The organism is Shewanella sp. 6_MG-2023 (assembly GCF_030547195.1).
In the GTDB taxonomy this organism is placed as follows: Bacteria; Pseudomonadota; Gammaproteobacteria; order Enterobacterales; family Shewanellaceae; genus Shewanella.
In genome coordinates this window covers 180,943-194,035 of the sequence record NZ_JAUOQU010000004.1, presented here as the reverse complement: position 1 = coordinate 194,035, position 13,093 = coordinate 180,943, and the positions used below count along the sequence as shown (strand labels likewise).

The window sequence follows — 13,093 nt, the reverse complement described above, 5'->3', positions numbered from 1 at the left end:
AAAGAAAAGGCCTGTATCGACAGGCCTTTTCGCTAATGAGGTTTTGGGCTTAGTTTACTTATCAAATCGATTTTGCAGGTAATCAAATACCGCACGAATACCAAAGGCTTCACCACCCACAGGACGACCCGGTAATTTACGGTTATTCCATGCCATCACATCGAAGTGACTCCAGCTAATATCTTTATCAACAAAGGCCTCAAGATAAAGTGCTGCGGTAATTGCGCCGCCAAATGGAGTTTTGCCGCAGTTGGCTAAGTCAGCAATATCACTACAGGTTAAGTCATAATAAGGTTTATGCAGTGGCATGCGCCAAACTGGGTCGTCTACAGATAAACCCGATGCGGTAATATCGGCGGCCACTTGGTCATCGTTACTAAAGAACCCCGGCAGCTCGGTGCCTAAAGCAACTCGCATAGCCCCTGTTAAGGTGGCAAAATCAATCATTAGCTCAGGTTTGTCGTTATTGGCTTCAGCAAGGGCATCACACAATACTAAGCGGCCTTCGGCGTCAGTATTATCAATTTCAACGGTCAGCCCTTTGCGGGTAGTAATCACATCACCGGGCCTAAAGGCATTGGCTGAAACGGCATTTTCAACCGCAGGAACCAATACCCGCAGACGAATAGGTAAGTTGCTCGCCATAATCAATTGCGCTAAACCAATAACATGCGCTGCGCCGCCCATGTCTTTTTTCATAAAGCGCATGCCGGCGCCGGGTTTTAAATCAAGGCCACCAGAGTCAAAACACACACCTTTACCTACTAGGGTCACTTTAGGAGCCGATTCATCACCCCAAGTTAAGTCGATTAAGCGCGGAACATTTGCGCTGGCGCGGCCAACCATATGAATGGTCGGGTAGTTTTGCTCAAGTAGTTCATCACCGACAATTTGGTTGAGCTTAGCGCCAAATTCTGTCGCCATGGCGCTCATGGTCTCAGCTAAGTGTTGCGGCATCATATCGGCGGCGGGTGTGTTAACCAAGTCACGGACTAATGACACTGAGCGGATGAACTTATTAGCTTCATCAGCTTGCGCACTAGTCGGCACAATAAGCTGTGGAATTTGCTTGTCGCTTTTTTTGTAGCGATCGAACTGATACGCCCCTAAACCCCAACTAAATGCGGCGGTTTTTATCTGCTTCTCATCCGCGTTTAATTGGTATTGACCTGCGGGCAGTTGATTAACCAGATCACCACACAGCCAATAAGAGTCATCTTGGTTACTCACAAAAATAACTTCAGCTAACTCACCTTCGGTATTAGGAATTAAGCTCATGCCTTTACCTGAAAACTGGGTGGTGGTGAGCCAGTTAGTAACATTTTTAGACTGCTTATCGCGCCACTGTGCAAATGTTTCGCTATTGAAAATAGACAGGGGAATGCCTGAAACACCTGAAATAATGATATTGCTCATAGTAGGACTCGTTGATTGCGATGAGTTTAAGGATATCCCTAAGAGTATCAGGCTGATTTGATTCTAGAAAGCATAGAGATGGTTTTAGTGTGCTTGTTTGCTGCAATAGATGACTATAGTGGAATGGCGCGACTGAAATAGGCGGTTATGAGCTGAGGTTACGACTACTTTTTGGCAAAGTTATTAGGATTGCTAAAAAATAACCGTGGTAGTTGCTTATTAGTTTAGCTACTGGCTATTGTCACTTATCAGTTAGGCTGTGGCTATTTGGGTTAACTGGTTTTGTTAATGGCGTTTTTTCGAGCATTGGCTTTGCGTTCGGACATATTATTGAATGAGCTTGGCAGCACGTCAACGCCTACCATTTTGCCGAGTTTTAATACCAAAGGAATAGTAATAGGGGCAAAAGGTAACACCGCGAAAACCCCTAAGCCCAAACCTTTGAGTAAGTCGGCAAATTGTTTATTGGCTTCGGCTAATTCATCCTTGTTGGCTTGCTTGCAGGTATAGCGTTTATAAGTCACCAGCATGGCTTTGGTTTCTTGCTTTTCTTGGGCTAAGGCCTGTTTTACCACCAACATATCCAGTTTTACACGTAGCCAAATGCGCCGTCTTCCAATACGGATAACGCGAATAGGGGCCTTGTGTAATAGCTGGTAGATACTCATGGGCGCGATTGTCGCATAGTGGCTGTAGTTAACCTATTTATTAAAGTGAATAGTTACATTTAGCTGATCTCGATGAGATCAGTGTAGTTGTTTTTAAGCATAATCTAATAATATAGACTGACTTTTTTAAAGATTATGCAAAAGTAGGCCAATTTAGCTGGCTTGACTTATCTTGTTTAAATGCGAGCTTATATTTAGCAGCCGCGGTTTTAACAGGACTAAAGCTGCGCATTTTAACTTTAGCGGGCTAATTTATGCTAAAGTAAGGCGCTTATCTTTTTTATCTTCTTCGGTAAATAGACAACCTCATCTTGTGCTATATGAGTTTTCAAAAGCGTTAGCAATGATTAATTCATTAAGTGCTCACACTGCTAGTTATATGAACTTCCCATAATTCTGTAGCTAAAACCTTCGTAGTGGATAAATGAGTATGCAATAAATTTCCCCTTCAAATATTGACACTTTATCGTCTGCGACGCTTTTTTAAGCTCGGTCACCGTAAAGTTCTTCCATTTATAAAACTCTATGTTAATTAGGCCGCGTTGTTTACGACTGTCGCATTAACCAGAGCAGATCCCACCTCTAATCATTAGAGCAACTGGCCATTGGCGAAAATAAACATTCGTGTATGCAGTCACATAGATCCATTGATATAACAAGGAACGATGACATGAACACGTTAAAAGTAGGAGTCATAGGGACTTCAAGAAAAGTAGACGAAAAACGCTTTCCCATTCACCCAGGACATTTACTGCGCATTCCGCAAGCGCTTCGAAAGCAACTCATATTTGAGCAAGGTTATGGCGAACCCTTTGGGATCTCAGATGCTGAAATTGCTGCATTAACTGGCGGTATTGCCACGCGTCATGAGTTACTGGCAAATATTGGTACGGTAATTATTGCCAAGCCGGTGTTAGAAGATTTACAAGAGCTGCGTGAAGGCGGCACTTTATGGGGTTATGTACATTGTGTGCAGCAGCAAGATATTACTCAAGCAGCGCTAGATCGCAAACAAACCCTAATTGCTTTTGAAGATATGTTTATTTGGTCGGCAACGGGGCAAATGGGTCGTCATACTTTTTATAAAAATAATGAAATGGCTGGTTATTGTGCGGTGCTACACTCATTACAACTTAAAGGCATTGATGGCCACTATGGCGATCAACGTAAGACGATTATTTTTGGCTTTGGCGCCGTGAGTCGCGGCGCGATTTACGCCCTTAAAGCCCATGGTTTTAAAGACATTACCATTTGTATTCAGCGACCTGAAGAGCAAGTGCGTGAAGAAGTATTAGATTGTAACTATGTCCGTATTCGCGCAGGCGAGACGGGCGAAGCCCGAATGATGGTGGTTGAGCATGATGGCAGTAGCAGGCCATTAACAGAGCTCATCAGTGAAGCCGATATTATCGTTAACGGCACTTTTCAAAACACTGCCAAGCCAACTAATTTCGTGATCGAATCTGAAGCAGAGTGCCTAAAACCCCATAGTTTGATCATTGATGTCAGTTGCGATGAAAAAATGGGCTTCTTTTTTGCTAAGCCGACCACATTTAAACAGCCAATGTTTAACTATAAAACGGTGGATTATTATGCGGTGGATCATACCCCGACTTACCTTTGGGAAAGTGCTACTCGGTCGATTTCAGCAGCGCTGATTGTGTATTTACCTGCAGTGCTAGCAGGGCAGAGCGCTTGGCAGCAAAATGAAACTATTCGCCAAGCGATAAACATTGAAGAGGGCGTTGTTTTAAATGAGGCGATTTTATCGTTTCAGCACCGTGAGGCAGAGTACCCTTACAAGATTAAAGATATTGAATTAAGCCTCGCCGTTTAACTATAGTCATTTAACTATGGCAGATGTCATAAATAAATCTATATGTCGACTTAATCAGCAATAACTTAGCTGGTCATGTGCAAGCATGGCCAATGCTAAGCCTTTGATTATTGTTTAATGCAGGGGAAATTTTTCAGCTAATTAAGCAATAGTGACAATTAACCCAAGACTATTGCGCTAAAAACACCGATAATTCACCTCATTAGATATACCCGCCAATTTACAGCGCACGACTCTGGAACTATTCAATGGAAATCAAAGTTAATTTTCTCGACAACTTAAGACTTGAAGCCAAGTTTGACGACTTTACTGTTACTGCCGATCAGCCTATTCGCTACAAAGGTGATGGGTCAGCGCCAAGTCCGTTTGATTACTTCTTAGCGTCGTCAGCGCTGTGTGCGGCTTACTTTATCAAGGTGTATTGTAAAGCCCGTGATATTCCTACGGAAAATATCAAGCTATCACAAAACAACATTGTTGATCCTGAAGATCGTTATAACCAGATTTTTCAGATCCAAGTTGAATTACCAGATGATATTTCTGAAAAAGATCGTACCGGTATTTTACGTTCTATCGACCGCTGCACGGTTAAAAAAGTGGTGCAAACCGGCCCTGAATTTAAAATCGAAACCGTTGATGATTTAGCCGCTGACGCCAATGCCATGCTAATGGGTCAACCTGAAGGCGATACCAGCACCTACATCATAGGTAAAGACTTACCCCTTGAAGAAACCATCACCAACATGACTGCCATGTTAGCAGAGCTGGGAATGAAGATTGAAATTTCTTCATGGCGTAACATTGTGCCGAATGTGTGGTCACTGCATATTCGTGATGCAGCATCACCAGCCTGTTTTACTAATGGTAAAGGCGCGACGAAAGAGAGTGCGCTGTGCTCTGCCTTAGGTGAATTCATTGAACGTTTAAACTGTAACTTCTTTTATAACGACCAGTTCTTTGGCGAAGAGATAGCTAATAGCGAGTTTGTGCATTATCCCAATGAAACATGGTTTGAGTTAGAAGAAGATGACTCGCTGCCAAGCGGCATTTTAGATGACTACTGTTTAGAGATTTATAATCCAGATGGTGAGTTAGCGGGTTCAAATCTGATAGATACCAACTCAGGTAACTTTGAGCGTGGTATTTGTACCATTCCTTATACTCGTCACTCAGATGGCGAAGTGGTTAATATCCCGTCTAATTTAATCGAGAACTTATTTTTAAGTAACGGCATGAGCGCGGGTAATAACCTTGCTGAAGCCAAGGTGCAGTGTTTATCTGAAATCTTTGAGCGCGCGGTAAAACGTCAAATCATCGAGCAAGAAATTGTCCTGCCTGATGTGCCAATGACGGTGCTTGAAAAGTACCCAAGCATTTTGGCGGGTATTAAAGGCTTAGAAGAGCAGGGTTTCCCTGTTGTGGTTAAAGATGCCTCACTTGGAGGTCAATTCCCAGTGATGTGTGTCACCTTGATGAACCCTAAAACCGGCGGCGTATTTGCTTCATTTGGCGCCCATCCTAGCCTTGAAGTGGCGCTTGAGCGCAGCCTGACAGAATTACTGCAAGGTCGAAGCTTTGAAGGCTTGAACGATGTGCCAAAGCCGACGTTCAATAGCATGACAGTGACAGAGCCTGAAAACTTTGTTGAACACTTTATTGACTCTACAGGTGTTATCTCGTGGCGTTTCTTCAGCAGCAATCATGATTATGATTTCTGCGAATGGGATTTCTCTGGTACTACGGAAGAAGAAACTGAAAGTCTGTTTGGCATCTTAGCGGATATTGGCAAAGAAGCTTATATTGCTGAGTTTGACCAATTAGGCGCAGCGGTTTGTCGTATCTTGGTGCCTGATTATTCTGAAGTGTATCCAGTTGAAGATCTTATTTGGGACAACACCAATAAAGCGCTGGATTACCGTGAAGAGATTTTAAACCTGCATGTGTTAACCCAAGAGCAGTTAACAGATTTAGTTGAGCGTTTAGAAGAAAGCCAACTGGATAATCAAACCGATATTCCAACCTTAATTGGTATCGTGTTTGACGAAAACACCCCTTGGGGACAGTTAACCATCATCGAGCTTAAAATCTTAATCTATCTTGCGATAGGCAGACTTGAAGATGCAATGGATTACGTGGCTGAGTTTTTACAATACAACGACAACACAGTTGAGCGCGGTTTGTTTTATCAAGCGGTGAATGCGGTATTAGAAGTCACCTTAGGTGACGATTTAGAGCTTGAGCACTTTATCAATAACTTCAACCGTATGTTTGGTGAAGACAATATGAAAAACGTTGTTGGCAGTGTCACTGGTGAGGTGAAGTTCTTTGGTTTGACTCAAACCAGCATGAAGCTTGAAGGTATCGAGCCGCATTTAAGATTGATTGAAAGCTATAAAAAGCTGCATCAAGCACGCGCTAATGCCGCTAAATAACGAATACAGTTAAAACCAATTTAACAAAGCCCATTTCATGATGGGCTTTGTTGTTTTTGTCATTTGTATAAAGGTAATAGCATTTATCAATAACACTATATGAGCTCATTCTGTTAACTTATGGCTGAAATATGATTGAGATAAATCGTATCAGTCAGTTAAAAGTGAAGGCTAAAGGAACTTAGATGGCAACATTATTTAGGCTATTAATGATTATCATAGGGGCGTTAGCTATAACCACGTTGGTGATTTTTGTGATGTCTACTTTAGTGGGTTTGGGCGTTCCAGAGCATGCAAATAATACCTTTGGCTATCTCATTTCAACTTGCTAGTTAATGTATTCGCATAATCGTTATTTTATTTAAATGTTATAACGTTCCGCTTCAACTTCTGTTTTATTGATTCTCATACGGCTAGCCAATATTAGCATCTCCTGCTAGGTTGAATACTGTACTCAATAATTCATCGCTACTTTTTGAATTATCTCGTTTAAGTTCTCGGACATAATAAGGATATTTTCATGCTTAAAACCCTCATCACAACTGCTATCACAACAGCCATAATGGCGGTTGCACTAGGTGGTTGCTCGAATTCCAGTAACTCCAATGATGTTAAACCACAAGCTGATCCAATTGATTTAGTTGCCAGTAATTCAGTGGCATTTGAAACTTACAATGCTGAAGAGTTTTATAAAACCACCAGTGTATTTGGCTCTTCAATTAACCATTTAGGCAATGCTGTTTTAGTCAGTAATGATAAAAGCGGTATTTTCAATGCTTATCGTGTGCCTGTTGATGGCAGCCCGTCAAAACAACTGACGTTTTCAACTAAAGAATCAGTATTTGTTGAGTCGTGGTTTCCAAAAGACGAACGTTTTTTATATAGCGCGGATAAAGGTGGTGATGAACTTAATCATCTTTATGTCCAAGAGTTAGATGGCACTGACGTGGATTTAACCCCAGGCGAAGGCTTAAAAGCGTCAGTAATGTCATGGCATGAAGATGAGCAATCTTTCTTTGTGGTAACCAATGAACGAGATGCTAAGTATTTTGATGTTTATCAATATAATACTGAAGATTACAGTCGCCAATTAGTGTTTAAAAATGACTCTGGTTTTAGTGTAGAAAGTGTGAGTCCAAATGGCCGTTTTATCGCGCTGAGTAAAAGCCATTCAAACAGTAACTCAGATCTTTATTTAATCGACCTTAGATTGAAAATGGCAAAACCACGCTTGCTCACTGAACATAGTGGTGATGTGTCTTATTCGGTTGATACATTTTCTAAAGACAATAAACGCTTGTTGTATGCCACCGATGAATTTGGTGAGTTCAATCAATCATGGGCATATGATTTAGCAACAGGTGAGAGCACCTTAAGCTATAAGGCAGATTGGGATGTCAGTTTTAGCTACTTTTCAAAAGATGGTCGTTTTCAAATTACCGGTGTCAATGCCGATGCGCAAACACAGTTGATTATTACTGATTTAACCACTAATTCTGAACTGCAATTACCGACCTTACCCAGTGGTGATTTACGCGGGGTAAATTTCTCTGATGATTCAAGTTCAATGGTGTTTTACATTAACTCAGATACTTCACCATCAAACTTATATACCCACAAATTAGGTACAGACTCGATACTTCGATTAACCAATTCTGGTAATCCAAACATAAAAGAACAGAATCTTGTTACCGGTGAAGTGGTGCGTTTTAAAAGCTTTGATGGTTTAGAGATTCCTGCGATTTTATATAAGCCTAAACAAGCTAATATGAAAAAAGTGCCCGCATTGATTTATATCCATGGTGGTCCTGGCGGGCAATCTCGCAAAGGGTACTCTGCAACAGTTCAACATCTGGTGAATAACGGCTATGCCATCATTAAGATTAACAATCGTGGTTCAAGTGGATATGGTAAAACGTTTTTTCACTTAGATGATAAACGTCATGGTGAAGATGATTTACAAGATGTGGTGTATAACAAAAAATACCTTCAAACCTTAGATTGGGTTGATGCCGATAAGATTGGTGTTATGGGTGGCAGTTATGGCGGTTACTTAACAATGGCTGCGATGGCATTTACTGATGAGTTTAAGGTCGGAATTAATATCTTTGGCGTTACTAACTGGGTGAGAACCCTTGAAAGCATACCGCCTTACTGGGAAGCATTTCGTAAAAGTCTTTATGACGAGTTAGGGGACCCAACGACAGATAAAGAGCGCTTACACAATATTTCACCAGTGTTTTTTGGTGAACAAGTGAAAAGCCCGGTGTTGGTGGTGCAAGGGGCAAATGATCCCCGAGTACTAAAAATTGAGAGTGATGAAATGGTCGAGTCAATCCGCTCGGGCGGCACTTATGTTGATTACCTTGTGTTTGATGATGAAGGCCATGGCTTTAGTAAAAAAGCTAACCGCATTAGTGCTTCTAATAAATACCTCGAATTTTTAAATACCTATTTATAAGTTCCAAAGGTTGGCATAGCGTAAAAACAAAAAAGCCATTTGAATATTCAAATGGCTTTTTTATGACTGCGATATTACGAATAATCTTCGTTAATAAGGCTTATTTTTTTATCAGCGCTGCTGCTTCAGCTTGGCTTGCCATGTACTCGTTAAAGGTACCGTGGAAGCTTAATAACTTTTGGTCTCTCACATCAATGATGTGAGTTGCAAGCGATGATACAAATTCTCTATCGTGGCTAACGAAAATCAAGGTGCCTTCAAATTCTTTAAGGGCATTGTTCAGCGCTTCAATGGCTTCCATGTCCATGTGGTTGGTTGGCTCGTCCATGATGAGTACATTTACATCCATCATCATTAACTTACCAAATAATAGACGGTTCTTTTCACCACCTGAACAGTTACGGGCTTTCTTGTTGGCATCATCTTCAGTAAATAGAAGACGGCCTAACATACCACGGACCATTAAATCGTTATGTCTTGGGGTGCGCCATTGCGACATCCAATCAAATAAACTTAGATCATTATCAAAGTCTTTGCTGCTGTCTTGCGGGCAGTAACCGATAGCGGCATTTTCAGACCACTTAACCACACCTTCGTTATTGGTCAGATCGTTAACTAAACAGCGTAGCAGGGTAGTTTTACCGACACCGTTTTCACCAATAACAGCAAGCTTTGCGCCTGCTTCAAGGATAATGTTACCGCCTTGGAATAAGGTATTATCTTCAAAACCATGGCCAACGTCTTCCATGATAAGCGCTTGACGATGCATTTTTTTGCTTTCGTCAAAACGTAATGAAGGCGTCATGCGACTAGATGATTTAACTTCATCTAGCGAAATTTTATCAAGCTTTTTAGCACGAGAACTGGCTTGCTTCGCTTTAGATGCGTTAGCACCAAAACGGTTAACAAAGTCTTGAAGTTCAGCCATTTCAGCCACTTTCTTAGCGTTACCTGCTAATAACTGCTCTTGGATTAAGCCTGCAGCTTCAAGGAAGTATTCGTAATTACCAGGGTAAATACGCAGTTCACCGTAATCGATATCAGCCATATGAGTACAGACAGTGTTCAAGAAATGTCTATCATGGGAGATGATGATCATGGTGCATTTACGTTTGTTTAACTCATCTGCTAACCAACTAATGGTATGTATGTCCAAGTTGTTGGTCGGTTCATCAAGCAGCAAGATATCAGGGTTTGAGAATAAAGCCTGTGCCAGTAATACACGTAGCTTTTTACCGGGAGCGACTTGGCTCATTAAACCAAAGTGATATTCTTCATCGATACCGGCTTCAAGTAAGATTTCACCAGCGCGGCTTTCTGCAATGTAACCGTCCATTTCAGCAAACTCACTTTCAAGTTCACCGACTCTCATTCCGTCTTCTTCAGTCATTTCAGGCAAAGAATAAATGCGTTCACGCTCTTGCTTAACTTCCCACAGTTTTGGGTCACCCTGAATGACAGCATCGACTACGCTGTACTGTTCAAAAGCAAACTGATCTTGACTTAAGGTACCGACTTTTTGGCCCGGAGTAATAGACACGTTGCCAGAAGTCGGTGCAAGTTCACCACTTAGAATTTTCATGAAGGTTGATTTACCACAACCGTTGGCACCAATTAAACCATAACGGTTTCCGTGGCCAAATTTAGCTGAGATGTTTTCAAACAATGGCTCTGGGCCAAACTGCATGGTGATATTTGCGGTAGAAATCAAAGGAATATCCTGAATGGTTAAGTATGCAAAACAAAGCTCGATGTACAATAAAAAGGTACTTTGAGTTCAGCCAAGCTAAGCAGATAAACGCTGACCTTAAAAAGGCAGAGCATTTACGTAGGTAAAACAGCCGCGGATTATACAGACATAACTGCTCATATGTCGAGCAGCCAATGCAGTTAAAGTATATTTTTGGCCTGTTTAGTGCAATTTAACGGGCAAATGCTCAATAGTGAATGTTTTAAGAGGGGGAAATTACTGTTTTGCCTGTAAGTTTTTAACTAGTGGTTCACAGGAAAGCGGTTTTTGTTTTAAAGGCTTTGGCTTTGGCGCCGCTGCCGTTTTAGGTTGTTTAGCTTGTTGCTGGCTTGCCGCTGCACGCTTAAGTTGCTGGGTCCACCAAGTTAATTCTTCACAGCCATGACCTGATTTAATGGGCTGCTGCGCTTTACATAAGCTATCAGTTTCAGGGCAATGCAAGCGCACATGCATGTGAGAGGTATGGCCCCACCAAGGACGAATTTTTTGTAGCCAAGTATCCTTGTCGCTTCGTTCATTACACAGCTGCTGCTTGATGATTGGATTAACAAAAATCCGAGCGACCTGATTATTCTCTGCAGCGACTTTGAGCATGGTTTTATGTTGTTTTGACCATGCTTGATTAACGGTTAATTTATCAATATCAACCACAGACAAATGACGTGGATTTTGTAATTCTTGGGGCTTGAGTGGCGCCTCGGTTAGTTTTAGCCAAATATCCACATCTAAGCCTATTTGATGGCTGCTGTGGCCAAAATCAAATTGACCGCCGCGGGGCATCGACATATCTCCGATGAAAATATTATTGATCCCTTGCTGAGTTAGCTGCTTTGAATAGTGACTGACAAAATTCACGAGATTAGGGTGGCCATAAAAACGCTGCCGCTGACTACGAATAACTTGGTAGCCGTCACCCGTTAACGGCAGTGGCTGTGCGCCTGATAAACAACCATTAGCATAGCCGCCAATAGCTGCAACTTGCCCTTGATAGATGCTGGTGGCGAGCTCCCAAGGATTGGTTCTGGCCTGCAGTGGATAAATGCTTAACAAACTTAATAGCAGTAATATGGTGCTTAATCGTGTCATTGATAAAATTACTCCTACAAGACTGTGAATTAAAGGTATAGGACATGAGCGAGTTAATTAGCGAATGCTTGATAATCAAATCACTTATGAGCTCAACAAAAGTATAGAAGGCGATAGGAATTAGGCGAGTGAATAGCGCGGATTAGTTTGAATGCTTAAATTCTTTTAAGTCGTAGCATTATGACACTAGAGCATCAGGCCTGCGAAGGGGGGGGAGCTCGCAGGCCTGATGTTGTTCTAACTTAATATTATCTCACTTAAAGGGAATGAGGATGACCGTTAACGCTTACGGATCATGCTGGTGTTAATATCCTTAAGGCTTTGACAGCCTGCCAAGGCCATAGTACGGACCAATTCTGTTTTGAGTATACAGATGGCTTTTTCTGCACCCGCTTGCCCGCCCGCAGCTAGGCCATAGGCGTATGCTCTGCCAAGTGATACCGCATTAGCGCCTAAGGCTATCGCTTTAAAAATATCGCTGCCGCGTCTGATGCCGCCATCGACGATGAGCTCGATGTCTGGACCGACTGCCGCTCGAATGTCAGCCACCATTTCAATTGGCGCAGGGGTGCAGTCCAGCTGTCTGCCGCCATGATTTGAGAGCATAATGGCCGATGCGCCAATGTGTTTAGCTTTAACTGCATCTTCTACCGACATAATGCCTTTGATGGCAAAAGGGCCGTCCCATTGTTTAATCATCTTGGCGGCGTGATCCCAAGTGAGATTTCGCTCCAATAGATTACCCATATACTTAAGGAAGCTTTCGGTATCGCCTGTTGAGGGGGCTGCATTTAGATTAACTAAATCTTTGCCACCTGACATAAAGTAGTTTTTTACCCACAAAGGATGTTTAGCAAATTCCAATAGGCTTTTTAGGCTGAGGTTCATGGGTATGGTTAAGCCATTTTTTATGTCTCGCTCACGATTGCCGCCCACCACGGTATCAACGGTTAAACACATGGCTTGATATTTTGCCGCTTTTGCCCGCTGCATAATTTCTTCATTTAATTGCGGATCCGTCACGACATATACCTGAAACATTTTATTGCCATAACTACTGCTGGCGACCTCTTCAATGGTTTTGGAAGAGAAAGTGGATAAGGTAAACAAAATATCCTGTTTTTCAGCGGCTTTAGCGCCAGCGATATCTGCATCAGCATGAAACATGCGCTGCTGACCCACAGGTGAAATAAAAAATGGTGCCGACATGTCACAGCCCAGTATATGGCTGTGGGTATTGATGTCGGTGACATTAGTGAGACACTTAGGAATAATCTGATATTGATCAAAGGCATTAACATTGTGACTCAAAGACACTTCATCGTCAGCACCGCCTGCCATGTAGTCATACACAGGTAGGGGGAGGTTTTTATGTGCTTGCTGATGTAACTGCTCAATGTTAAAGCATTTTTCTAAAGACTTAGTTAATAACATAGTGGCTGC

General features: G+C 42.1%; 9 protein-coding genes. 4 read left to right on the top strand and 5 right to left on the bottom strand.

Annotated elements, in window-relative coordinates:
• Window positions 1-54: 54 nt before the first annotated feature.
• Both Q4533_RS04195 and Q4533_RS04190 read right to left on the bottom strand, forming a co-directional pair.
• Complete coding sequence (locus Q4533_RS04195) at window positions 55-1,416, bottom strand: M17 family metallopeptidase (protein ID WP_303501996.1); 1,362 nt, start codon at window positions 1,414-1,416, stop codon at window positions 55-57.
• Window positions 1,417-1,688: 272 nt separating this feature from the next.
• Complete coding sequence (locus Q4533_RS04190; protein ID WP_102437087.1) at window positions 1,689-2,084, bottom strand: hypothetical protein; 396 nt, start codon at window positions 2,082-2,084, stop codon at window positions 1,689-1,691.
• A 670-nt stretch (window positions 2,085-2,754) separates the two neighbouring features.
• Between Q4533_RS04190 and Q4533_RS04185 the strand changes: the two genes are divergently transcribed.
• The 4 genes from Q4533_RS04185 (at window position 2,755) to Q4533_RS04170 (ending at window position 8,814) form a co-directional block, all read left to right on the top strand.
• A complete protein-coding gene (locus Q4533_RS04185) occupies window positions 2,755-3,921 on the top strand; it encodes a N(5)-(carboxyethyl)ornithine synthase (protein ID WP_102519970.1) in 1,167 nt (388 codons plus the stop codon).
• Between the two features lie 248 nt (window positions 3,922-4,169).
• Window positions 4,170-6,353, top strand: coding sequence for an OsmC domain/YcaO domain-containing protein (locus Q4533_RS04180; protein WP_303501995.1), 2,184 nt, complete (start codon window positions 4,170-4,172; stop codon window positions 6,351-6,353).
• 185 nt (window positions 6,354-6,538) lie between these two features.
• Complete coding sequence (locus Q4533_RS04175) at window positions 6,539-6,685, top strand: hypothetical protein (protein ID WP_157936126.1); 147 nt, start codon at window positions 6,539-6,541, stop codon at window positions 6,683-6,685.
• A gap of 188 nt (window positions 6,686-6,873) precedes the next feature.
• A complete protein-coding gene (locus tag Q4533_RS04170; RefSeq protein WP_102476432.1) occupies window positions 6,874-8,814 on the top strand; it encodes a S9 family peptidase in 1,941 nt (646 codons plus the stop codon).
• Between the two features lie 100 nt (window positions 8,815-8,914).
• Here the strand turns inward: Q4533_RS04170 and Q4533_RS04165 are convergent, their stop codons facing one another.
• The 3 genes from Q4533_RS04165 to Q4533_RS04155 all read right to left on the bottom strand — a co-directional run bounded on the left by Q4533_RS04165 (window position 8,915) and on the right by Q4533_RS04155 (window position 13,084).
• Window positions 8,915-10,525, bottom strand: a complete 1,611-nt coding sequence (locus Q4533_RS04165; RefSeq protein ID WP_303501994.1) for an ABC-F family ATPase — start codon at window positions 10,523-10,525, stop codon at window positions 8,915-8,917.
• 255 nt (window positions 10,526-10,780) lie between these two features.
• Entirely contained in the window at window positions 10,781-11,650 is an 870-nt protein-coding gene (gene mepA / locus Q4533_RS04160; protein ID WP_102519975.1) for a penicillin-insensitive murein endopeptidase, read from the bottom strand.
• A gap of 279 nt (window positions 11,651-11,929) precedes the next feature.
• The gene (locus Q4533_RS04155; RefSeq protein ID WP_303501992.1) at window positions 11,930-13,084 is read right to left on the bottom strand and encodes an alpha-hydroxy acid oxidase; all 1,155 of its coding nucleotides are present in this window, start codon (window positions 13,082-13,084) and stop codon (window positions 11,930-11,932) included.
• Window positions 13,085-13,093 lie beyond the last annotated feature (9 nt).

Bases quoted from the DNA above. Each gene is read 5' to 3' on its own strand.
- Q4533_RS04195 (WP_303501996.1), bottom strand. From the start codon at position 1,416: ATGAGCAATATCATTATTTCAGGTGTTTCAGGCATTCCCCTGTCTATT.
- Q4533_RS04190 (WP_102437087.1), bottom strand. From the start codon at position 2,084: ATGAGTATCTACCAGCTATTACACAAGGCCCCTATTCGCGTTATCCGT.
- Q4533_RS04185 (WP_102519970.1), top strand. From the start codon at position 2,755: ATGAACACGTTAAAAGTAGGAGTCATAGGGACTTCAAGAAAAGTAGAC.
- Q4533_RS04180 (WP_303501995.1), top strand. From the start codon at position 4,170: ATGGAAATCAAAGTTAATTTTCTCGACAACTTAAGACTTGAAGCCAAG.
- Q4533_RS04175 (WP_157936126.1), top strand. From the start codon at position 6,539: ATGGCAACATTATTTAGGCTATTAATGATTATCATAGGGGCGTTAGCT.
- Q4533_RS04170 (WP_102476432.1), top strand. From the start codon at position 6,874: ATGCTTAAAACCCTCATCACAACTGCTATCACAACAGCCATAATGGCG.
- mepA (WP_102519975.1), bottom strand. From the start codon at position 11,650: ATGACACGATTAAGCACCATATTACTGCTATTAAGTTTGTTAAGCATT.
- Q4533_RS04155 (WP_303501992.1), bottom strand. From the start codon at position 13,084: ATGTTATTAACTAAGTCTTTAGAAAAATGCTTTAACATTGAGCAGTTA.